Genomic DNA, 24077 nt, shown 5'->3' with positions numbered 1-24077 from the left:
GCTTTTTTGTTAATCAACTAATTCAAATAATTTACACAATGAAAACAATGTTACTTGTTTACATAAATATTGTTTCCAATATCTGTGCCAAAATTAAAAAGAAAAAACGCACGTTAGTGCGTTTTTTAAATATTTGACATTTTTTTAACGTTGAAACGTTAAAAAGTTAAGGATTATTTAAAGTAAAAATTAGCTTGCGTGCTTGTGTGCTTTGTATGAAGAACGTACTAAAGCCCCGCTTTCTACGTACATAAAGCCCATTTCTAACCCTAAAGTTTCGTATTTCTTAAATTGTTCTGGTGTTATGAATTCCTTAACAGGTAGGTGTTTTTTACTAGGTTGTAAATATTGACCGATAGTAATAACATCTAACCCAACCCCACGTAAATCTTTCATAGTTTGAATTACTTCTTCTTCCGTTTCGCCTAAACCAAGCATAATTCCAGATTTAGTACGCATACCATTATCTTTTAAGTATTTTAAAACACCTAAACTACGGTCGTATTTTGCTTGAATACGAACTTCACGAGTTAAACGACGTACCGTTTCCATATTATGAGAAACTACTTCAGGAGCTACTTCAATAATACGATCTATTAATTTTTCATTTCCTTGAAAGTCAGGAATCAAAGTTTCTAAAGTAGTATTTGGATTTGCTCTACGGATAGCTTGTACAGTTTCAGCCCAAATAATAGAGCCTCCATCTTTTAAATCATCACGATCAACCGAAGTAATTACAGCATGCTTAATATCCATTAACTTGATAGAGCGCGCAACTTTTTCTGGTTCATCCCATTCAACAGTATCTGGTCTTCCTGTTTTTACACCACAAAATCCGCAAGAACGTGTACAAGTATTTCCTAAAATCATAAAGGTAGCAGTACCTTCTCCCCAGCATTCACCCATGTTAGGGCAGCTTCCGCTAGTACAAATTGTATTCAGTTTATATTTATCAACTAAACCTCTTAGTTCGGTATATTTTTTACCAACAGGTAATTTTACACGTAACCATTTTGGTTTTTTTGTTCTTTCTGGTGCTACTATAGATTCGTTTGCCATTCCATAAAAAATTGAACTGCAAATTTACAAAGAAAAGATTTATAAACTAAGCAAAAACCAAATACTAAACCCAATAAGAAAAGCAATGCCAACTAAGCTTAAAATACGCAAGCCTATTTGTGGTCTGTGCTTTTCAGGTGTATGTTTTCCTGTTATTAAAATGTAGTTTAAAATTGCGTAAAAAGGTGCTGTTAAAAACGATAAAACAGTAGCGATTCTTACAAGAAAAACCATATCACTTAAAAAATAACGAAGGATTATATAGGTACCAATTGTTAAAAGTATGATCCAAAACCAGTAGTTTAATTTTATCTTTTTGGAAAAAAGTAATGAAGAAGATTTTTCCATCGCTCTTGGTGAAGCATCCAAGGTAGTAATAGTGGTGCTAAACATAGTTGTAAATGCAGCAGCAGCTATAAATATTCCTGAGAACTCACCAAGGTTTTCAGTGTATAAATTAATAAGTTGCGAGGCAAAAGTAGCTCCTTTACTAGAAAAAGACTCTCCTGATTGATACATTACTAAAGCTCCTAACATCACAAAGCAAACTCCTAAAAATAAGGCTCCTATATATCCTATATTAAAATCAAAAATAGCTTGTTTAGGTTTAATCTTTTCAAAAGTGATTTTATCTTTTTCAACCGACCATAATGAATGCCAAATTGAAATATCTAACGGAGCAGGCATCCATCCTAAAAAGGCAATTAAAAAAGTTACTTGTGCTGTTCCACTAGGAATAATTTGTTGAAAGCTGAATCCTTTTTCAGTTTTAAATAAAGCGATAGCCACAGCAACAATAGTGCTTACAGTTAAAATGGCTATAATATACTTCATTAAATTGTCTAAAAAAGTATACTTACCAACTCCTAAAAAAAGAATACTAACTAGCATAATTGCTAATGACCATGCAACCAAATCGTGTGAAAAACCAAAGAGATTAGCTGCCAAACTAGCGGTAACAATCGTTACAGCAGCTTGAATGGTAAACATGGTAGCAAAATTTAAAATATAGTAACTTATTAAAACGCCTTTGCCTAGTTTTTTGTAACCATCTAACAGCGTTTCTCCTGTTGCAGCCGCATAGCGTGGTCCGAATTGAAAGAATGGATATTTAAAAATATGAACTAGGAGAAGCGCCCAAAGTAAACCAAAGCCAAAATCGGCACCAGCTCTGGTAGATTGTACTAAGTGCGAAACACCAATAGCTGCTCCAGCAAATAATAATCCAGGGCCTAATAAACTTAAGAGGGATTTTTTCATAAGAAAAGAGAAGGTTTAAAAGTTTAGGTAATCACTATTTCTTAGCTTTTTTAAAATAGCGCTTACATGCTCTTTTCTTTCTCTTTTTAATCGAAGCTCTTTATATAATTCTTTTTTGTATACGTTTTTTGCATTTGCATGAAACTGTAAAATCATAAGTTTTTGATTTTAATGTTCTTGCAATTTATGATTTCTTTATTATTTCAGCTAATAATTTTTTTGCACGCAATAATTTAACTTTAACATTGTTAATAGGTTCGTTAATTTGCTCAGAAATTTCTTTATAACTCAATTCCTGAAAATAACGAAGATTGATAACTTCTTGATATTTTGGTTTTAGTTTTTTGATATCTTTTAGAAGCTTAGCCAAGTTTTGTTCCGTAATAATTTTATCTTCTGGTGAGGGTGCATCATCAACAACAGCATACACCTCTTTTTCTTGTTCTTCAGTAGTTTGAGTATAAATAGAAGATTTTTTCTTACGAAGAAAATCGATATATACGTTTTTAGAAATTGTAATTAACCAAGTTTTGAATTGATAGTTTTCATCAAAAGTTTCAATTCTATCAAAGGCCTTAGAAAAAGTCTGAATAGTAATATCTTCAGCATCATTATCATTCTGAGTTTGTTTTAATTGAAAAGCGTATACGCTTCCCCAAAAAGTGTCTAACAAATAATTAAAAGCTATTTGATTTCCTTTTTTTGCTTGCTGAATATTGTGAAGTACTTTTTCTTGATTTATTTCCAATGTTTTGGTTTCGAAATTTGGTTTGATATAAATATACTAATTTGTACTAATACGAAACAAATATCTAAGAAAGGTAGTAATAGAATTACGTTTTTTTCTTGAAGTTTTGAAGCCGCTTTTCCTAAAGCTACATATTGTAAAATGAAATATCCTATTACAATTGGCAAGGCAATTACCCAATTAATTACCGCGATGTAAATAGCTAAAATGTAGAATACTACTTTAGAAATTTTGAATAAACGGAGTAAAAATTGATGTTTGGTTTTGTATAATGAATTTAGGATGGTTTCTTTTTTCTGAAGAGAAATCCATTCTTTAAAAGTGATTTTTTTTCTAGCGCTAACAAAACTGTTGACATTAGTAGTGTAGGTTGTATTGGTTTTGGTAGCAGCATCTTTTATGAATAAATCGGCTTCACCAATAAAAAGATTTACGTGATTGATGTATCCGTTAACTCTAAAAAACTCACTTTTTGTGTAAGCTAGATTATGGTTTGTAGCTTTGTACGGATTTCCAAATTTGGTAAAAGTAAAAGCTTGAATGCTGTTTAATAAATGATGAAATCGTATAAATAGATTACTGAACGAATTCTTTTTACGTTTTAACTTTCGATACCCAATAACTATTGATTTTTCTTGCGAAAAATTACTCGACATTTCACTAATCCAGTCTTCAGATAAAATTTTACTACTTATTTCGGTAAACAATAGGTGTTCATGTGTAGCAGCTTTCACACCAAGAGTAAGTGCATACTTTTTGTTTCCCCAAAAAGCCTCCGTATTTTTTACGTCTACAATTTTTAAGTTAACGTGTTTTTTTTGTAGTTCTTCTAAGGTATCTAAAGTGTTATCTGTAGAAGCGTTGTTAACAAGAACAATTTCAAAATTGTGGTATTTCTGTTTAACCAAATGTTGAATGTATTCAGTTAAAATATCAGCATTGTTTTTTATGTATACAATTACTGAAATAGGGGTATTTACGTCTTTGTTTTTTTCTTCACTTTTCTCAAAAGCAAAAGAACAGAAGAACAAATAATACACTACTTGTATAGCCGTAGCTACCACAAAAGTGTAGAACAGTATAGTAAATACCATAAAAATAAAAAGGTTAGTTGAGTAAGACTGTTAGTTGTGTTGAGGCTCGCTACAAGTATCGAACTGGTCTGGGGTTTTACCACAAAATCCGCAAGCTTCACCACTTTCGTTTAACATTGGATTTTGACTAGCACAAGTACCAGCAAACTCTCCGTCTTTTTTTGCCCAAATTTTAATGGCAATTCCAGCAAATGCTAACGCTAATAATCCTATGGTAACAAAAATTAATTTCATCTGTTCGTTTTTAATTATTTCTCAATGGTCAGATGTAACCTTAAATGTTTAAAATACTTATTTTAAACCTATAGGTTTCATGATGTATTGTTTTGCAAAGATACGAACTTCATGTTTCTCCTGTATGAATTTAAAAGAGATTTATACAAGTGAAATTAAAACAGAGGAGGAGTATTTCTATTATATGCTTATTGAATAATATTAACTTCTATTTCAAGATCAATATCAAATTTGTCTTTAATGGTATTTTGAATGTTTTGTGCTAACTCGTAAATCTCTTTTCCTGTTGCTCCACCGTAATTAACCAATACTAAAGCTTGTTTTTCGTGAACTCCGTAGTCGCCAAATCGTTTTCCTTTAAATCCGCTTTGTTCAATTAGCCAACCCGCAGGAACCTTAATTTCAGTATCAGAAACTACGTAACTTGGAATATTTGGAAATGCTGTTTGAAGTTTTTCAAAATGTTCTTTTGAAATCACAGGATTTTTAAAGAAACTTCCGCTATTACCAATTTCCTTCGGATCTGGTAATTTTGATTGACGAATAGCTATAACAGCATCAGAAATATCTTTAATAGTTGGATTTGTAATATCTTTTGAAGCTAATTCAGCTTCGATTGCTCCGTAAGAAGTATTGAGTTTGTGGTTGTTTTTTGTCAGTTGAAAACTAACAGAAGTCAATACATACTTTCCTTTCGCTTCGTTTTTAAAGATAGAATTACGATACCCGAACTGGCATTCTTCCGCAGAAAAAGAAACTAGTTTTCCTGTTTCAATTTCAATAGCTTCAACTTTTGATATGGTATCTTTCACTTCAACACCGTAAGCTCCAATATTTTGGATAGGACAGGTACCTACATTACCCGGAATTAATGATAAGTTTTCTAATCCACCATAACCTTGGGAAACACACCATAAGACAAACTCATGCCAGTTTTCGCCAGCATTTACTGTTAGGTGAATATTGTTAGGGTTTTCTCTATCAATAGAAATTCCTTTAATATCAATATGTACAACCAAGGTGTCAATGTCTTTGGTGAGTAGCATATTACTTCCTCCAGAAATTAAAAAGATGTCTTTTTCTTCTTTTAAAAGCTGTTGTAATTCGTATACAGAGGTGATAGAAACAAAACGTTTGGCATTAACATTAATACCAAACGTGTTGTACTCTTTTAAAGATATGTTTTCTTGAATATTCAATTAGCTATTGTATTTTTCTAAAGCAATTTTTAATATTTCAACCGAGCGTTTTAAGTCTGTTTTATTTAAAACGTACGCGATACGAACTTGGTTTTTTCCTTCACCTTCGGTAGAATAGAATCCACTTGCAGGAGCAACCATTACCGTTTCGTTGTTATCGTTGAAGCTTTCTAAAATCCACTGAGCAAAATCGTCGCTATCTTTTACTGGTAATTCAGCAACACAGTAAAATGCTCCTTTAGGATTCGCAACTTTTACACCTTCAATTTTTTGTAATTCTGTAATTAAGGTATTTCTACGATCTTCGTATTCTTCAATTACTTCATCAAAATAACTTTGAGGAGTTTCTAAAGCAGCTTCACTAGCAATTAAAGCGTAAGTTGGTGGACTTAAACGTGCTTGCGCAAATTTAAGAGCAGTATTAATAAATTCTTCGTTTTTAGAAACGATACAACCAATTCTTGCACCACACATACTATAACGCTTCGAAACAGAATCGATCATAATAGCATTTTGCTCTAATCCTTCTAAAGACATTACCGAATTGTGTTTTTCTCCGTCATAAGTAAACTCACGGTACACTTCATCAGCAATTAAAAATAAATCGTGTTTTAATACAATTTGTTTTAATTTTTCAATTTCTTCTTTACTGTATAAATAACCTGTAGGATTACCTGGGTTACAGATTAAGATTGCTTTGGTTTTAGGAGTAATTAATTTCTCAAAATCTTCAATTGCAGGTAACGCAAAGTTATCTTCAATTTTAGAAATTACAGGAACAACTTTTACACCTGAAGCAGTAGAGAATCCGTTGTAATTAGCATAAAAAGGCTCAGGAATAATGATTTCATCTCCTGGATCTGTAATACTACCAATGGTAAATAATAAAGCTTCTGAACCACCTGTAGTCGCAATAATATTATTAGCTGCTACATGAATATCATTTTTAGCATAGTAATTAGCTAATTTTGTTCTGTATTCTTCTGAACCTTCAGATCTAGCGTACGATAATACTTCAATCGTATTGTTTTTTACCGCATCTAAAGCAACTTGTGGAGTTTTGATGTCTGGTTGCCCAATGTTTAAGTGATAAACTTTTGTTCCGTTCTTTTTAGCAGCCTCTGCAAAAGGAACCAATTTACGTATTGGTGATTGAGGCATTGCATTTCCTTTACTAGAAATTGATGGCATTTTTAATTAAATTAGTCGTTTGAGTGGCAAATTTGCGAAATATATTTGATAAAATAAGAGTGTTCTTAAGGAAAAAGTGGGTTAAAAAAATCATAAAAACCAAAAAAAATGAGTAGAAGATTGTATCTTTAAGTACAGAACCCTAAAACAAGTTCTCTTGACTAAACTACTACTACATACGTTAGCACTATTTTTTAGTGTGTCTATTTTTGCACAGCAAAATTTTAATTTTTTTGGAAGTAATACAGATAAACAATCGGTTAATTTTCAATTAATAAACAACCTTATTGTTATTCCCTTAGAAATTAACGGACATCAATTGTCGTTTATTTTAGACACAGGGGTGAGTAAAACAATTTTATTCAATCTCACGTCAAAAGACAGTGTTGGGTTAAATGAAATAGAAAGAGTATTTATTCGTGGTTTAGGTGTTGGTGAACCTGTAGAAGCTTTAAGGTCTAAAAATAATACGTTCAGAATTAAAAATATTAAAAGTTCAAATGAAGAATTATACGTTATTTTAAAAGATGCTTTTGATATTTCTGCCAAAATGGGAACTACAATTCATGGTATAATAGGTTATGATTTATTGAAAGATGTTGTTGTAAAAATAAATTATAACAATAAAAGAATTGAATTTTACAATCCCAAAACTTATAAAAAGTCAATTTGTAGGACTTGTGAAAGTTTCCCTTTACAATTTTACCGAAACAAACCTTATATAGATACCTATGTGCAGTTAAATTCTCATTCAAGAACGATGACACCTGTGAAGTTGTTGATTGATACAGGTGGAAGCGATGCAATTTGGTTGTTTGAAGGAACGAAAGAAGAGTTACAAACTCCTGAAAAGTTTTTTAAAGATATTATAGGTGAAGGTTTTAGCGGAACGATTTATGGAAATAGAAGTAGAATACAAAAAATAAAAATAGGGAAATTTGAAATTGAAGAACCCACAGCGTCTTTTTTAGATTCCTCTTCAACATTTAACGCTCGGCAATTTAAAGAACGAAACGGAAGTATTGGAGGTGCTATTTTAAAACGATTTAAAGTTTGGATTGATTATCCTAACAAAAGGATTGTACTAAAAAAGAATGGTTCTTTAAAAGCAGGTTTTTACTATAATATGAGTGGTTTGCATATTGCTTATGACGGACAAGAATTAATAAAAGAACAAAAACCTATTAAATTCACTGATAGTTATAATCCAACCAATCAAACTCCGAAAAACAATGTAATATCGTTTGTTAGTAGCTATTTTTATCAGTTTAAGCCAAAGTATAAAATAGATAAGATTGTAGAAAATTCTCCTGCAGATAAAGCAGGACTTAAAGTAGATGATGTTATAAAAAAGATTAACGGTAAAGCAGCACACGAATATCAACTGAATGGGATCATTGAAATGTTTCATACCAAACCTGGCAGAAAAATAATAATAGAAGTTGAAAGGGCAGGAATAAAGCTAAAGTTTGAATTTAAATTAGAACAGCGTATATAAAAAAACTCAACTTGTTAAAGTTGAGCTTTTCCATATTTTATAAAGTGTAGTTTTTAGCTATCACTTACAGTGCTTTTTTCTTTCGCTGGTGTTGCATCTTTTGAGATAAATCCTTTAATTTTTACTAATTTTCTACTTTTCTTAGCGTTAGAAATAATGGTAATGGCTTTAGAAAAACCTCCTGGTTTTTTAGTATCGTAAGAAACTTCAATTTCTCCTTTTTCTCCTGGCATGATTGGTTTTTCAGGCTTAGATGGTACTGTACATCCACAAGTAGAAATAATATCTTTTATAATTAAAGGGGCATCTCCTACGTTAGTGAACTCAAATACACGTTTTCCTTCAGATCCAAGAGCTACTTTACCGTAGTCGATTGTTTCAGTTTCAAATTTAAATTCTTGAGCGCTTACTGTTAACGTAATAAAGAAAACAGCGACAAATGATAAAATTGTTTTCATAATGTTAAAAATTAATTTTAAGGTGTAAACCAGTACAAATTTAGTATTATTTATTTAAGTTCTTAAAAAAACAACTTCTAATTTTCTGTACCTCATAGATAGTTGTATTTTTGCTTATCAATTTTCAAAAACAATGCCAAAAGCTAATTTTATTAGCAAATAAGCAAAACAAGATATTTTAATACATATGAATATTCCATCAAAATACAATTCTAAAGAAGTAGAAGGTAAGTGGTACGATTACTGGATGAAACACAATTATTTTCATTCTGAAGTAGATGAAAGAGAACCATACACAATAGTAATACCTCCACCAAACGTCACAGGAGTGTTGCACATGGGACATATGTTAAATAATACCATTCAAGATGTATTAATTCGTAGAGCTCGTTTACAAGGAAAAAATGCATGTTGGGTTCCAGGTACTGATCATGCTTCGATTGCGACTGAGGCTAAAGTAGTAGCGAAGTTAAAAGAGCAAGGAATAGATAAAAACGATTTAACTCGTGAAGAGTTCCTAGAGCATGCTTGGGAATGGAAACATGAGTATGGAGGAATTATCCTTGATCAATTAAAAAAGTTAGGAGCTTCTTGTGATTGGGAACGTACTGCATTTACGATGGATCCTGCATTGTCAGAATCAGTAATTAAAGTATTTGTAGATTTATATAACAAAGGATTAATTTACCGCGGATTCCGTATGGTAAATTGGGATCCAGAAGCCAAAACTACACTTTCTGATGAAGAAGTAATTTACGAAGAGCGTCAAGGAAATTTATACTATTTACAGTATGATATTGTAGGTTCTGATGAAAAAGTAACCATTGCAACTACACGTCCTGAAACTATTTTAGGAGATACAGCTATTTGTATCAATCCGAATGATGAGCGTTTCACACATTTAAAAGGAAAGAAAGCAATTGTACCTTTGTGTAATCGTGAAATACCAATTATTGAAGATGAATATGTAGATGTTGAATTTGGTACAGGTTGTTTAAAGGTAACGCCTGCTCATGATGAAAACGATAAGGTTTTAGGAGATAAGCACAATTTAGAAGTAATTGATATTTTTAACGAAGATGCTAGCTTAAATTCTTTTGGATTACACTACGAAGGAAAAGATCGTTTTGTAGTTCGAAAAGAAATTACAAAAGAACTAGAAGAGAAGGGTTACTTAGTTAAAACAGAAGTTCATATAAATAAAGTAGGAACTTCAGAAAGAACTAAAGCTGTAATAGAACCAAGATTATCAGATCAATGGTTCTTAAAAATGGAAGAGTTGGTAAAGCCAGCTATCGAAGCTGTTTTAGGTGAAGATAGAGAGGTGAAGCTGTTTCCAAGAAAATTTGAAAACACATACCGTCACTGGATGGAAAACATTCGTGATTGGAATATTTCTCGTCAGTTATGGTGGGGACAACAAATTCCTGCTTTCTATTTTGGAGATGGAAAAGAAGACTTTGTAGTAGCCGAAAATATTGAAGATGCAGTAAAACTAGCACAAGAAAGAACAGGAAATACATCATTAACTGCTTCTGACTTAAAACAAGATCCAGATGCGTTAGACACGTGGTTTTCTTCTTGGTTATGGCCAATGTCAGTTTTCGATGGAATACGTAATCCTGAGAACGAAGAAATCAAGTATTACTACCCAACTAATGATTTAGTAACGGGTCCAGATATTTTATTCTTCTGGGTAGCTCGTATGATTATTGCTGGATATGAGTATAAAGATGCACGTCCGTTTGAAAATGTTTACTTAACAGGATTAGTTCGTGATAAGCAACGTAGAAAAATGAGTAAATCCTTAGGGAACTCACCTGATGCTTTAAAGTTAATTGAAGATTTTGGAGCTGATGGGGTACGTGTCGGATTGTTACTAAGTGCTGCAGCAGGAAACGATTTATTATTTGACGAAGATTTATGTCAACAAGGTAAAGGGTTTGCAAATAAAATATGGAACACCTTCCGCTTAATCAAAGGGTGGGAAATTGATGAAAACTTAGCTCAACCAGAAACAGCTAAAATAGGATTAGCTTGGTATGAAGCTAAATTCAATAAAGTAGTATTAGAAATTGAAGATCACTTTAGTAAGTATCGTTTATCAGACGCGTTGATGGCTATTTACAAATTAATTACTGATGATTTTTCGTCTTGGTTATTAGAAATTGTAAAACCAGGGTACCAACAACCGATAGATGCTAAAACATACAAAGCTGTAATAGAGGTGTTAGAAAACAACTTAAAAGTATTACACCCTTTTATGCCTTTCTTAACAGAAGAAATTTGGCAACACATCACAGAAAGAACTCCAGAAGATGCGTTAATTATAGCTAAATACCCTGTAGTTGGAGAAGTGAATGATGAATTGATTACCAATTTTGAATTTATGACCGATGTGGTTTCAGGAATTAGAACGATTAGAAAGGATAAAAATATTTCGTTTAAAGACGCTATTGAATTAGCTGTTGTAAATAACGAAAGCTATACTAAAGATTTTGATGCGGTAATTCAAAAGTTAACCAATGCTTCTCAAATTACTTATGTATCAGAAAAAGTAGAAGGAGCTGCTTCATTCCGTGTGAAGTCAAATGAATATTTTGTTCCAATTTCATTAGATACAATTGATGTAGAAGCTGAAATTGAAAAACTAAATGCAGAATTAAAACGTGCAGAAGGTTTCTTAACAGGAATTCAAAAGAAATTATCTAACGAACGCTTTGTAAGTAATGCACCTGAGCAGGTAATTACGTTAGAACGTAAAAAAGAATCGGATACCTTAGCTAAAATTGAAACGATTAAAGCGAGTTTAGCTTCGTTACAATAGATTAACAATTTAGAATAATAAAAAAATCCGCTGTTTGTAAACAGCGGATTTTTTATTGTAGTTAGTTTATACTGAGTTTAGTTTTTATCAACCACGTCTCCAGAACCTAAAGAGTTACTATCTATTTGGGTTGGATTTCCTTTGTAGTAAATATTTCCAGATCCAACGACAGTTGCTTTAATTTTATTTTTAACTGAAACTTGCACATCACCTGATCCTGCAATACTTGCTTTTAAAGAATTAGTGTCTAATTCGTACGCTTTCACATCTCCTGAACCTCCAATAGAACATTTTAAATAGTCAGTTTTTCCTTTTAATTTAATATTTCCAGAGCCTCCAATTGACGTCTTAACAGTGTTGGCATCTACATTGGCTACAATATTTCCAGAACCTCCAAGGACGAAATCTACTTCATCAGCTTTAATGCGCTTTTTGGTAATTATATTTCCTGAACCACCCAAAGAAACAGACTCAAGGTTTTCAAAAGGAACTGTAATTGTTAACTTCTTAGTCATGCGAATATTGGTGTTGTCTTTAAAACCAAGGTGAAGTTTTCCATTTTTAACTTCAGTTTCAACATGTTTTAAAACATTTTCTTCTCCTTCAATTGTTAATTCACCTTCAACACCATCAACTAAATAAACATCGAATGAACCCCCTAGACTTACTTTGTCAAAAGAACCGACATTTCGTGTTTCTGTAGTAACTTTTCCGTTTCCTCTTACTTTTTTAGTATTCCACCAACTTTGTGCTTGAGATTGTAAGCTGAAAGTAAGGGTAAGTAAGATAATTGCTAATTTTTTCATAATGATATAATTTTAAGTTGGTTAATCATTTAGTTTTAAAGAAACACCACCATAGTTAGATTTAATGGTGATCTTTGAATTCGAATTTCCTTTTCCAAAAGTACCTTCATAGTATTTTTTAGATGTTTTTTTGATGCTTTTGTATAGCTCTACATTGTTATCAGGATAGCCAAAACTAGCATACGACAAGTCGATGTTGAAATTAAAGTTATTATTGCTGTTGGTTCCTAATTTAATACTAGCATAGTTTCCGTCAATAGTAATGTTATCAAATCCTTTAGCAATGTTTTGAACTCTAATTCCGCCATAATCGCTATTAATTTTCAAGTTTTTTTTAAGTGTACCTACTTTAACACTAGCATAATCAGAATTTCCAGTTAAGTTAGAAATTTCTTCTACAGAAATACTTCCATAATCGCTATTAAATGTAACATCTGTAGCTTGGTCAATTTTTATGGTTGAATAGTCTGCACTTACTTTTAAGTTGTTAGATTTTCTAATGTTTAATTTTGAATAATCAACATTAAGGTTTCCTGATTTGATGTAGTTGATTTCAGAAGTACCGCAATAATCTAAGTTAATATTATTGTTGCTGTTTAATAATTGGTCGATTTGAATTTTACCATAATCACAGTTAATATTCGATTTTCCTTCAAGTTCATCTAATAAATAAATGTTTCCATACTTATTGTGTAAGTCAGCATTGTTAGTAATAGGCATTCTTACCGAATAATTAATTTTATAATTGGTGTTATTGCTACCCCACCAAGACCAAGAAGATTTACTTTTTTCTATAATCGTTCTAGCTTCTACTAAATTGGAAGTAGCTTCAAACTGAATGTCAATGTCTTTTAGTTTACGTTCAACACTTGAAAGATCATCACCTTTTACAGTTATTTTAACATTGATTTCAATACGGTTTTCATTCCATGTAGTTACGTTTACATTTCCATATTTGTTGTTAATGTATAGGGTAGCGTTTTTGTTAACGTTAAACGTTTTGCTAATGTTCTTACTTTTTTCGTGTTTTCTATCGTTAGCGATAAGAACGGTAGGAATAAGTAAGAAAAAGAAAAGTAGTTTATATAATTTCATCGTCTAATAATTCTAATTTTGCTGGGTTTTGTAATTGTTCTAATTGTAAAAGAAGCCTTTCTAACACATCTAATCGTTGCTGATAATTTTGTATCATTTCTCGGATGATTTGACGTTTGTTTTCTTTTTTAGAAAGCTCCTTTTCAAGAGAGTTGTATTGGTCTTCTAATTCTTCAATTTCATTTAAAGAGTCTTCAATAACTGTTTCGGTATCTAAATTTCTATATTGTTCAACTTCTCGTAACTCTTGATTTATAGTTGTAACAAAAAAGTTTTGAGCCTCAGCCATTTTGGGTGAAACATCGGCTAGTGTATACGTTTTTTGCTGTTGGTAATTACCAAGATAAAAACCTAGCATTAATACAATTGATGCCGCTATACTCATCCAGAAAATTGAAGGTTTTTTATTTCTCTTCGGATTTTCTAGTTTACGTTGAAAACGTTCTAAATGTCCTTGATGAGGTTCAAAAACATCGAAATCATTTTCTTTAAAAAATTGATGTAGTTTATCCTCCATATCCTTGTGTTTTATTAGTATCGTTAACCAATACTTGTTTTAATTTCTTTTTAGCTCTTGATATTGTTGTGCGCACATTTTCATTAGTATAATTCAATATTTGAGCTATTTCTTCATAATCATAGCCTTCAATTAAGTTCAAAGTCAATACAATTCTGTAATTATCTTTTAAACTTTGTAAGCAACTTAATACTCTTTGTACTTCAAGTGAGCTATAATTTATTTCAACTTCTTCGATTTCATAATTAGGAATCACATCCATTTTAACTTCATCATATCGCGTTACCTTTTTTAGTTGGGTTAAACTTTTATTAATAACGATTCGCTTTAACCAAGCACCAAAAGTAACTTCTCCCTTAAAAGAATTTAATTTTGTAAAAGCAGTTAAAAATGCTTCTTGAATTAAATCTTCAGCCTCGAATTCGTCTTTTAAAATACGATACGATGTGTTATACATAGCTTTATAATAGCTTTGATACACCTGCATTTGTGCAGTGCTATCGTTTTTCTTACAGCGTTCGATTAGTTGGTTGATATGTGTTTTCTGCGACTCCAATGAAATCATTCTATACTAGAGACAATTTAGCTTTTAAATTGTGACAGTTTGTTTCAATAAAAATAACTTTTTTTATAAAAAAGGGTGTTTTTTTATAAAGGTGATGTGTAAGTTACTGGTATTTAAATGCTTGTGAGGTGAGTTTTTTAGCGTGGGTTTGCAGTAGTCTTAACTAGAGAAAATGAACCAAAATTATGTATATTTGACACAATGGTTAACAGTGTTAAAATTATTGAGTGCCCAAGAGATGCAATGCAAGGAATTAAAAGTCATTTTATTCCTACAGAGGCCAAGGCAAAATACATCAACTCACTGTTAAAGGTGGGTTTTGATACGATAGATTTTGGAAGTTTTGTGTCACCAAAAGCAATACCTCAAATGAGAGATACCACAGAGGTTTTGTCAAAATTAGATTTATCATCTACTACAAGTAAACTTTTAGCTATTATAGCGAACGTACGTGGTGCAAATGATGCATCACAGTTTGAAGAAATTGATTATTTAGGATACCCTTTCTCAATTTCTGAAAACTTTCAAATGCGTAATACACATAAAACAATAGAACAATCTATTGATACGTTAAAAGAAGTTTTAACGATAGCTAATAGAACAAATAAAGAAGTAGTAGCGTATTTATCGATGGGGTTTGGGAATCCTTATGGTGACCCTTGGAACGTGGAGATTGTAGGTGAGTGGACAGAGAAACTTTCTAACTTAGGTGTTAAGATATTATCTTTGTCAGATACCATTGGAAGTTCAACACCTGAAGATATAGATTATTTATTTTCAAACTTAATACCTAGTTATCCTCAAATAGAATTTGGAGCGCATCTTCATACAACTCCAACAAAATGGCACGAAAAAGTAGATAGTGCTTTTAAAGCAGGTTGTAGACGTTTTGATGGAGCTATAAAAGGTTATGGAGGTTGCCCAATGGCAAAAGATGAATTGACAGGTAATATGCCTACAGAAAAATTACTGTCGTATTTTACCGCAAATAAAGTTGAAACCAATATAAAACCAATGAGTTTTGAAAGTGCCTACAATAAAGCACTTGAAGTTTTTTAAAAGATTATGAAATTAATACATATTATTTTTCTTTTTTTCTTTTTTTCAGCCTTTTCTCAAGCTACAGATAGTGAAAGAATAGGTACATGGAGTGTGAAAAATGGAGAGATAATACGAAATAGATCTAAAAACGATCAACTTGCAATTTATTATTGGAATGAATTTAATAGAATTTTTCCTCAAGAGTTAACCAAAAAATACATCAAGCGAATTGTTTTAATGACGGATGGACTTGATGAAAAGACAGGAGCGTTGGTGGCTTTGAGTTCAAAAAATGACAAATGGCAACTAGAAATAGATGTCAATGATGTAAATTTTTATTCTAAAGATAAAAAAAGACTTCACGAGTCTGTTTACACTTTAGTACACGAATTCGGACATTTACTTACCTTAAATAGAACACAAATACGCCCTACCGATAAAAAGCTACAAGACGAAGGTGAGTTGTATTTAACTCTAGAAGGAGAGGCGTATAAAAATAGTTACATAAATAGGTTTGTTAATTTGTTTTGGAAAGGTGCATTGTTAAATCGTTGGGATGTAATTCAGCGTAAGTATTGTTATACCGAAGCGAACTGTGTTGAAAAATTATATGACTTGTATTTAAACAATCGCACAGAATTTTTAACAGATTATGCAGCTGAAAGTCCAGAAGAAGATATTGTAGAAAGCTGGACGGCTTTTGTATTAAGACCAAAGATTAAAAAGCCTAGAACGATCGCACATAAGAAAATCAACTTCTTTTACCAATTTCCAGAACTGGTAGAATACAGAAGAATGATTCGACAAAATACGCGTCAATATCTTCATTAGAATTTGTAAATTTGGTTTCTTTTTAAAGTAAAATCAAATGAAACAGATTAGAATTTTTTTAGTACTTTTTATAACCTTATTTATAGTTAGTTGTAACATTAATAAAAAAACAGCTAACACTTCTACAAACAAATATCAGTTTACAAAGGATGCTGATAAAACGTATTTTACGATTCTTCAGTTAAACGATGTATATGAAATAGCTCCAATACAAGGAGGTAAATATGGCGGAATGGCTAGGGTAGAAACTGTACATCAAGATTTACTTAAAGAAAACGAGCAAACAATGCTAGTGTTGGCTGGAGACTTTTTATCGCCTTCTTTAATAGGAACCATGAGTCATAATGGAGAACGTGTTAGAGGTAAGCAAATGGTAGAAGTGATGAATGCAATGAATTTTGATGTGGTTGCTTTTGGTAATCATGAATTCGATTTAAGTTACACTCATTTACAAGCAAGATTGAACGAAAGTAATTTTGAGTGGATTTCTGCAAACGTTTTACATAATATAAATGGTGAACACTCATATTTTCATAAAACTATTGATGGAGAAAAGCAAAGTTTAAAAGATTCTTACACAAAAGAATTTGTAAATCCAGATGGTACAAAGTTAAAAGTAGGTTTTATCAGTGTTTGTATTCCTTCTAACCCTAAGAGTTATGTACACTATGGCGATATGTACGAAGAAATAAAACGTGCATATAATGAAATTAAAGACAATGTAGATATAGTTATCGGTTTAACTCATGCTTCGTTAACGCAAGACAAAGAAATAGCAAGATTATTACCTAATGTACCTTTAATAATGGGAGGACATGAACACACAAACAGCTACGATAAAGTAGGAGAGGTAGTAATTGCGAAAGCAGATGCAAATGCTAAAACGGCTTATATTCATAGGTTTGAATATGACCCAGCAACTAAGAAAACTCAATTTAAGTCAGAGTTAAAAGAGATTAACGATTCGATAGCTTCAAATGAAAAAGTAAAAGCTGTAGTTGATAAATGGCAGGTTGTTTTACAAAATAAAATTCAAGAAGTAGTTTCTAATCCTTATGAAGTTTTATATACCACTAAAGAACCTCTTGATGCAAGAGAAAGTACTATTAGAAGTGTACAAACAAATATGGGGAAGATTATTGCAGAGTCTATGAGTTTAGCTTACACTAATGAAGTTGATTGTGCATTAGTAAATGGAGGTTCTGTTAGAATAGACGATGTGTTGGCAGGAGAGGTCAATGCTGTAGATATTTTTAGAGTTTTGCCTTATGGAGGCGAGGTTTTAAAAGTAGAAATTAAAGGAAGTTTATTGAAAGAAGTATTAGACTTTGGAGAAGCAGCTTCAGGAACAGGAGCTTATTTACAACGATTCAATGCTAAGAAAGAAAATGAGGAATGGATACTTAAAAATGGTAAACTTCAAGAAGATAAAGTCTATACAGTTGCCTTTTCAGACTATTTGTTAAGAGGACTTGACATACCTATACTTTCAGACAAAAGCGAAGGTGTTATAAGTGTTTATACACCTAAAAAAGAAGAAATAGCATACGACATACGTAAAGCTGTTGTTAATCTTTTTAAAGGAGAGTAGGCTTAATTTATTGTATGTTAAGCGAATACTAAAAACTGTTAAGTTTTATTTAAAATAAATCTTAATAAAATTTGTTAGATTGATTATCTCTACTAATTTTGCGGTCGTAAAATAAAATTAGTTTAAAATTAATCTAAATAAAATGAAAAAAGTATTTTTCGGTTTATTAGCAGGAGTTTCATTATTTGCCTCAGCGCAAACAGCTCCAACAGATAGTATTCCAACTAACCCACAAAGTCAGCAAAATGCAGCGCAACGTCTTTTATCTTCAAACTTAAGTCAACAAGGACTTACGGTTGGGGGGTATGCAGAAGCACATTTAAACAGAGCAACTGGTGAAAACGCTAAACTTGATGTTCATAGATTAGTAATGCTTTTCGGATACAAGTTTAATGAAAGAACTCAATTCGTAACAGAAATTGAATTTGAACACGTAAAAGAAGTATATGTAGAGCAGGCTTTCTTACAATATACCATTGCTGATAACGTAAACTTACGCGCAGGTTTAATGTTAGTACCAATGGGTATTGTAAACGAATATCACGAACCAACTACTTTTAACGGAGTAGAAAGACCAAGTATGGATAAATCTATCGTTCCATCTACATGGAGAGAATTAGGTTTAGGGGTTTCTGGTAAGTGGGATGCAGCTTCTTTACGTTACCAAGCGTATATGTTTAACGGATTCAAATCTGAAAATGACGGTAAGTTTTTAGGTGGAAAAGACGGATTCCGTAGTGGACGTCAAAAAGGAGCAGAATCTATGATGAACAACATCAATGTTTCTGGTAAAGTAGATTATTACGGATTACCAGGCTTACGTTTAGGTTTATCAGGATACTTTGGAAGAACACAATCTGAAAACGATGTAGAAGATTTAGAAGGAGCTGATGTTGGAATTGCTATGGTTGGTTTAGATGCTCGTTATGCGTACCAACGTTTTACAGCACGTGGTCAGTTTATCCATGCAAGTATATCAGACGCTAAAGAGTACAACGACTTTTATGAGTACACTAATGGAGATGGAGAAATTGTTCGTCCAGATTTAGGAAGTGCATTACAAGGTTGGTATTTAGAAGCAGCATATAACTTATTACCACAAGATAAAAAGCAACAATTACATGCTTTTGCACGTTACGAAGATTATAACACACACGCTTCTGTAGCTGAAGGAACTGTTAAAAACTTAGCTTACGATCGTGATGAGTGGACGTTTGGTTTAACGTATAAAGTAGCACCAGGAGCTGCATTTAAAGCAGATTACCAGCTTAAAAATGATGCAGTAGCAGGTAGCCAAACAATTAAGCAATTAAACTTAGGTTTCGGAGTTTGGTTCTAATATAACCAGAAACATATCCTATAAAAAAACGAATCAAATTATGTTAATTTGGTTCGTTTTTTGTTTTTTATTTAGACTAATTCTAATATTTTTGTAACATGAGAAAACAACTATTATTTCCTTTTGTATTATTCGTAGCTTCTTTTAGCTTGCTGTCGTTTGTCATTCCTAAAAATGTACAAAAAAAAGTAACTAAAGAAATAACTAAAACCTTTGAGGTAGAGACATTCAATTTAGAGGAAATAAAGATTTCAAAAAATGTAAACGATTTATTAGTTCGAAAAATTGAAGAGGATAAGCTTTTTAAAATTCATGTAAAGAACGAACTAATAGGTTATGCTTATGTAGATAAAGCTCCGAGTAAAACAGATGAGTTTGATTATTTAATTTTATTAGATAAAAACTTAATCATAGTAAAAACTAAAATATTGATTTATCGCGAAGATTATGGCGGAGAAATAGGAAGTAAGCGTTGGTTAAAACAATTTAACGGAAAAACTTCTACAGATGTCTTACAATACGAAAAAGATATAATGGCAATTTCAGGAGCAACAATTTCAGCTTCTTCAATGACTATTGCGGTAAATACATTTCTTCAAAATTTAGCAGTTCTTCATCAAAATAAGGTATTATAAATGCAAGTACACGGAGTTATTCATCAGTTTCCTAGAGAAATAAAATTTTTAATAATTGTTTTTGTAGCCACGTTAAGTATAGGCTATTTTGGTGGACTTTCATTTGTAAATGATACCACCAATGCGAGTTCCAAAGGAATTCAAGAGCGTTATTTAGGAAACGAAGACGATGAAGAAGCTACCAAAATGATGTTTAAAAAATCTGAAGGAGAAATAAAAACATTGGTGCACAACCATATATTATCAATTTCAGTAATTTTCTTTTTATTGGCAATCATTTTATCTACAACAAGTATTGGAATGAAGCTTAAGTTATTTTTAATGATTGAGCCTTTCGTTTCGGTAGTTTGTACTTTCGGTGGTATTTATTTAATGTGGACAGGTATTACGTGGATGAAATACATAGTAATGGTTTCTGGCTTTTTTATGACAGCTACTTACATACTCTCTTCATTCTTTATTGTAAAGTCGATTTTAGTACCAAAAAAAGACTAACGTTAAATTAACCGATATTATATATTTTGTAGTATATTTGCATGCAATTAATTAACAACACACTAAATTGATTGCATATGCAAGCTCATCAAAATAAAATATTAGGTGAAGGATTAACGTACGACGACGTTTTATTAGTTCCTGCCTACTCAGAAGTACTTCCAAGAGAAGTTTCAATCCAAACAAAATTTACAAGAAACATAACAATCAATGTTCCTATAGTGTCTGCAGCAATGGATACTGTAACCGAATCTGCTATGGCAATTGCTATTGCAAGAGAAGGAGGAATAGGCGTGTTGCATAAAAACATGACAATAGAGCAACAAGCTCTTGAGGTTCGCAAAGTTAAACGTGCAGAAAGTGGTATGATTATCGATCCGATAACCTTATCATTAACTTCAATTGTGTTAGATGCAAAACAAGCAATGCGTGAGCATAAAATTGGAGGAATTCCTATTGTTGATGAAGGAGGAAAGTTAGTAGGAATCGTAACTAACCGTGATTTACGTTTTGAAAAAAATAACGAGCGTCCTATCGTAGAAGTAATGACTTCGGAAAATTTAGTAACTGTTGCTGAAGGAACTTCGTTAAAAGACGCAGAAGTAATTTTACAAGAAAATAAAATTGAAAAATTACCTGTTGTTAATGATGATGATAAATTAGTAGGGTTAATTACCTTTAGAGATATTACCAAATTAACACAAAAACCAATTGCTAATAAAGATTCTTACGGACGTTTACGTGTAGCTGCTGCATTAGGAGTAACACACGATGCTGTTGATAGAGCAGAAGCATTGGTAAAAGCAGGAGTTGATGCTGTAATTATTGATACTGCTCACGGACATACCAAAGGAGTGGTTTCTGTATTAAAAGAAGTAAAGGCTAAATTCCCAACATTAGATGTTGTTGTAGGTAACATTGCAACACCAGAAGCGGCTAAATATTTAGTTGAAGCAGGAGCAGATGCAGTAAAAGTAGGAATCGGACCAGGATCTATCTGTACTACTCGTGTAGTAGCAGGTGTTGGTTTTCCTCAGTTTTCAGCAGTGTTAGAAGTTGCAGAAGCTATTAAAGGAAGTGGAGTTCCTGTAATTGCAGATGGAGGTATTCGTTATACAGGTGATATCCCTAAAGCAATCGCAGCAGGTGCGGATAGTGTAATGTTAGGATCGTTATTAGCAGGAACTAAAGAATCTCCAGGAGAAACTATTATTTACGACGGAAGAAAATTCAAATCATATCGTGGAATGGGATCTGTTGAAGCAATGAAGCAAGGTTCAAAAGACCGTTATTTCCAAGATGTAGAAGATGATATCAAAAAATTAGTTCCAGAAGGAATTGTAGGGCGAGTACCTTACAAAGGTGAATTACAAGAAAGTATTCATCAATTCGTTGGAGGTTTACGTGCAGGAATGGGATACTGTGGAGCAAAAGATATTAATACGCTAAAAGAAACAGGAAGATTTGTTCGTATTACTGCAAGCGGTATCAACGAAAGTCACCCACACGACGTAGCAATTACTAAAGAAGCACCTAATTACAGTAGAAGATAATTCTGGCAAAATAATCGCAATAAAACTCAAACTCTGTTAATAATTAAATTAACAGAGTTTTTTGGTTTTTTGTTTTTACGTTGTAAACACTATTTTAGCAGAGACTTCAATTTCCTTTATTTTTATGACTCAAGAAACAAAATATACCGAAGATAATATTCGCTCGCTCGATTGGAAAGAACATATCCGTATGCGTCCTGGGATGTATATTGGTAAATTAGGAGACGGTTCTTCACCCGACGATGGTATTTATATTTTGGTTAAAGAAGTGCTCGATAACTCTATTGATGAGTTTGTTATGGGTACAGGAAAAACGATTGAAGTTTCGGTACAAGGCGATAAAGTAATCGTGCGCGATTACGGTCGGGGTATTCCGTTAGGAAAAGTTGTCGATGTAGTATCGAAAATGAATACTGGAGGTAAGTACGATTCACGTGCCTTTAAAAAATCGGTAGGATTAAACGGAGTAGGTACCAAAGCGGTAAATGCCTTATCTACTTACTTCAGAGTTGAGTCTACTCGTGATGGTAAATCAGCCGCAGCAGAGTTTGAAAAAGGAAATTTAACGAATGAAGAATTTCTTGAAGAAACATCGCGTCGTAGAGGTACCAAAGTAACCTTTATTGCAGACGAAACCATTTTTAAGAACTACAAGTATCGTCCAGAGTATATTATAAAATTACTGAAAAACTATGTATATCTAAATCCAGGACTAACCATCGTTTTTAACGGTGAAAAGTTTTATTCAGAAAACGGATTAAAAGATTTATTGGAAGACAACAACAATCAAGATGACATGTTGTATCCGATAATTCATTTACGCGGTGATGATATTGAAATTGCGATGACACACAGTAAAACGCAATATTCAGAAGAGTATCACTCGTTTGTAAATGGTCAAAACACCACACAAGGTGGTACACACTTAAATGCTTTTAGAGAAGCAGTAGTAAAAACAGTACGTGAGTTCTTCGGAAAGAATTTTGATGCATCTGATGTTCGTAAATCTATCATTGCAGCCATTTCTGTTAAAGTGATGGAGCCTGTTTTTGAAAGTCAGACCAAAACTAAATTAGGTTCTACTGAAATGGGAGGTGATTTACCAACCGTTCGTACCTATATAAACGATTTTGTAAAAACCCAGTTAGATAACTTTTTACATAAGAATACCGAGATAGCTGATAAACTTCAAAGAAAGATATTGCAAGCTGAAAAAGAGCGTAAAGAGCTATCAGGAATTCGAAAATTAGCTCGTGAACGTGCTAAAAAAGCAAGTTTACACAACAAAAAGCTACGTGATTGTCGTATTCATTTTGGAGATACTAAAAAAGATGGATATTTAGATACAACCCTATTTATTACCGAGGGAGATTCGGCAAGTGGATCGATTACCAAATCGCGAAATGTAAACACGCAAGCAGTATTCAGTTTAAAAGGAAAACCCTTAAACTCGTACGGATTGTCTAAAAAAATCGTGTACGAAAATGAAGAGTTTAACCTATTACAAGCAGCCTTAAATATTGAAGACGGACTAGAAGATTTACGATACAATAACATTGTAATTGCTACCGATGCCGATGTAGATGGTATGCACATTCGCTTGTTATTAATAACCTTCTTTTTACAGTTCTTCCCAGAAGTTATCAAAGAAGGACATCTCTATATTTTAGAAACGCCTCTTTTTAGAGTTCGAAATAAAAAGGAAACATTTTATTGTTATTCAGAAGAAGAAAAACAAGCAGCGATTAATAAGTTAAGAGGAAAACCAGAAATAACTCGATTTAAAGGATTAGGGGAGATTTCTCCTAACGAATTTGTTCATTTTATTGGTGATGATATTCGTTTAGACCCAGTAATGTTAGATAAAGAAATGTCGATAGAGCAGATGTTAGAATTCTATATGGGTAAAAACACTCCAGACAGACAAAAGTTCATTATCAACAACCTAAAAGTTGAGTTAGACTTAGTAGAAGAAAATTAATATGAAAAACGTAGGAAAAATATTTGACACTATGTCAATCCTTTTTGGAGTAATCTTAAT

General features: G+C 32.2%; 23 protein-coding genes. 10 read left to right on the top strand and 13 right to left on the bottom strand.

From position 1 onward, the window contains the following. Positions 1 to 189: 189 nt before the first annotated feature. From lipA to OU788_RS05100, 8 genes are all read right to left on the bottom strand, one after another. The gene (gene lipA / locus OU788_RS05135; protein WP_274634163.1) at positions 190 to 1059 is read right to left on the bottom strand and encodes a lipoyl synthase; all 870 of its coding nucleotides are present in this window, start codon (positions 1057 to 1059) and stop codon (positions 190 to 192) included. 39 nt (positions 1060 to 1098) lie between these two features. Beyond that, on the bottom strand, positions 1099 to 2319 hold the full coding sequence (locus OU788_RS05130; protein ID WP_274634162.1) for an Nramp family divalent metal transporter: 1221 nt from the start codon (positions 2317 to 2319) through the stop codon (positions 1099 to 1101). Positions 2320 to 2334: 15 nt separating this feature from the next. Then, entirely contained in the window at positions 2335 to 2475 is a 141-nt protein-coding gene (locus tag OU788_RS05125; protein WP_274634161.1) for a hypothetical protein, read from the bottom strand. A gap of 28 nt (positions 2476 to 2503) precedes the next feature. Continuing rightward, entirely contained in the window at positions 2504 to 3067 is a 564-nt protein-coding gene (locus OU788_RS05120) for an RNA polymerase sigma factor (protein WP_274634160.1), read from the bottom strand. Beyond that, positions 3058 to 4161: a glycosyltransferase gene (locus OU788_RS05115; RefSeq protein WP_274634159.1), complete on the bottom strand. Its 1104-nt coding sequence runs from the start codon at positions 4159 to 4161 to the stop codon at positions 3058 to 3060. The genes OU788_RS05120 and OU788_RS05115 overlap by 10 nt, the downstream gene beginning before the upstream one ends. A 30-nt stretch (positions 4162 to 4191) precedes the next feature. Then, a complete protein-coding gene (locus OU788_RS05110) occupies positions 4192 to 4395 on the bottom strand; it encodes a hypothetical protein (RefSeq protein WP_028892532.1) in 204 nt (67 codons plus the stop codon). A 188-nt stretch (positions 4396 to 4583) separates the two neighbouring features. Beyond that, positions 4584 to 5594, bottom strand: a complete 1011-nt coding sequence (murB, locus tag OU788_RS05105; protein ID WP_274634158.1) for a UDP-N-acetylmuramate dehydrogenase — start codon at positions 5592 to 5594, stop codon at positions 4584 to 4586. Continuing rightward, complete coding sequence (locus OU788_RS05100) at positions 5595 to 6785, bottom strand: pyridoxal phosphate-dependent aminotransferase (protein ID WP_274634157.1); 1191 nt, start codon at positions 6783 to 6785, stop codon at positions 5595 to 5597. Between the two features lie 157 nt (positions 6786 to 6942). Between OU788_RS05100 and OU788_RS05095 the strand changes: the two genes are divergently transcribed. Further along, positions 6943 to 8283 carry an aspartyl protease family protein gene (locus tag OU788_RS05095; protein WP_274634156.1) on the top strand — a complete coding sequence of 447 codons (1341 nt, stop codon included), beginning with the start codon at positions 6943 to 6945 and terminating at the stop codon, positions 8281 to 8283. 53 nt (positions 8284 to 8336) lie between these two features. Here OU788_RS05095 and OU788_RS05090 read toward each other — a convergent pair whose 3' ends face one another. Beyond that, positions 8337 to 8741: a DUF1573 domain-containing protein gene (locus OU788_RS05090; protein ID WP_274634155.1), complete on the bottom strand. Its 405-nt coding sequence runs from the start codon at positions 8739 to 8741 to the stop codon at positions 8337 to 8339. Positions 8742 to 8928: 187 nt separating this feature from the next. Between OU788_RS05090 and OU788_RS05085 the strand changes: the two genes are divergently transcribed. Then, positions 8929 to 11568, top strand: coding sequence for a valine--tRNA ligase (locus OU788_RS05085; RefSeq protein ID WP_274634154.1), 2640 nt, complete (start codon positions 8929 to 8931; stop codon positions 11566 to 11568). 77 nt (positions 11569 to 11645) lie between these two features. On the opposite strand, the gene OU788_RS05080 is transcribed toward OU788_RS05085, so the two are convergent. The 4 genes from OU788_RS05080 to OU788_RS05065 are packed head-to-tail and all read right to left on the bottom strand — an operon-like array spanning position 11646 to position 14551. After that, on the bottom strand, positions 11646 to 12374 hold the full coding sequence (locus OU788_RS05080; RefSeq protein ID WP_274634153.1) for a head GIN domain-containing protein: 729 nt from the start codon (positions 12372 to 12374) through the stop codon (positions 11646 to 11648). A 21-nt stretch (positions 12375 to 12395) separates the two neighbouring features. Beyond that, entirely contained in the window at positions 12396 to 13469 is a 1074-nt protein-coding gene (locus OU788_RS05075) for a hypothetical protein (protein ID WP_274634152.1), read from the bottom strand. After that, a complete protein-coding gene (locus OU788_RS05070) occupies positions 13456 to 13986 on the bottom strand; it encodes a hypothetical protein (protein ID WP_274634151.1) in 531 nt (176 codons plus the stop codon). Before OU788_RS05070 ends, OU788_RS05075 begins: the two co-directional genes overlap by 14 nt. Beyond that, positions 13976 to 14551 (bottom strand): RNA polymerase sigma factor, encoded by a 576-nt coding sequence (locus OU788_RS05065; protein ID WP_274634150.1) that lies wholly within the window; start codon positions 14549 to 14551, stop codon positions 13976 to 13978. The genes OU788_RS05070 and OU788_RS05065 overlap by 11 nt, the downstream gene beginning before the upstream one ends. 201 nt (positions 14552 to 14752) lie before the next feature. Here OU788_RS05065 and OU788_RS05060 point away from each other — a divergent pair, with 201 nt between their 5' ends. The 8 genes from OU788_RS05060 to OU788_RS05025 all read left to right on the top strand — a co-directional run bounded on the left by OU788_RS05060 (position 14753) and on the right by OU788_RS05025 (position 24017). Beyond that, complete coding sequence (locus OU788_RS05060; RefSeq protein ID WP_274634149.1) at positions 14753 to 15610, top strand: hydroxymethylglutaryl-CoA lyase; 858 nt, start codon at positions 14753 to 14755, stop codon at positions 15608 to 15610. 6 nt (positions 15611 to 15616) lie between these two features. Continuing rightward, positions 15617 to 16423 (top strand): hypothetical protein, encoded by an 807-nt coding sequence (locus OU788_RS05055; RefSeq protein WP_120186967.1) that lies wholly within the window; start codon positions 15617 to 15619, stop codon positions 16421 to 16423. 37 nt (positions 16424 to 16460) lie between these two features. Then, positions 16461 to 18014 (top strand): bifunctional metallophosphatase/5'-nucleotidase, encoded by a 1554-nt coding sequence (locus OU788_RS05050; protein WP_274634148.1) that lies wholly within the window; start codon positions 16461 to 16463, stop codon positions 18012 to 18014. Positions 18015 to 18156: 142 nt separating this feature from the next. Then, positions 18157 to 19353: a porin gene (locus OU788_RS05045; protein ID WP_274634147.1), complete on the top strand. Its 1197-nt coding sequence runs from the start codon at positions 18157 to 18159 to the stop codon at positions 19351 to 19353. A gap of 98 nt (positions 19354 to 19451) precedes the next feature. Next, positions 19452 to 19988: an FMN-binding protein gene (locus OU788_RS05040; protein WP_274634146.1), complete on the top strand. Its 537-nt coding sequence runs from the start codon at positions 19452 to 19454 to the stop codon at positions 19986 to 19988. Further along, positions 19989 to 20483: a hypothetical protein gene (locus OU788_RS05035; protein ID WP_274634145.1), complete on the top strand. Its 495-nt coding sequence runs from the start codon at positions 19989 to 19991 to the stop codon at positions 20481 to 20483. It abuts the gene before it with no gap. A gap of 77 nt (positions 20484 to 20560) precedes the next feature. Further along, positions 20561 to 22036: an IMP dehydrogenase gene (guaB, locus tag OU788_RS05030; protein WP_274634144.1), complete on the top strand. Its 1476-nt coding sequence runs from the start codon at positions 20561 to 20563 to the stop codon at positions 22034 to 22036. Positions 22037 to 22160: 124 nt separating this feature from the next. Then, entirely contained in the window at positions 22161 to 24017 is a 1857-nt protein-coding gene (locus OU788_RS05025) for a DNA topoisomerase IV subunit B (RefSeq protein WP_274634143.1), read from the top strand. Positions 24018 to 24077 lie beyond the last annotated feature (60 nt).

The sequence above is a fragment of the Tenacibaculum sp. L6 genome, assembly GCF_028823685.1.
Lineage (GTDB): Bacteria > Bacteroidota > Bacteroidia > Flavobacteriales > Flavobacteriaceae > Polaribacter.
The sequence above is the reverse complement of the archived record's forward strand: the minus strand, read 5'-3'. Positions and strand labels throughout refer to the sequence as shown.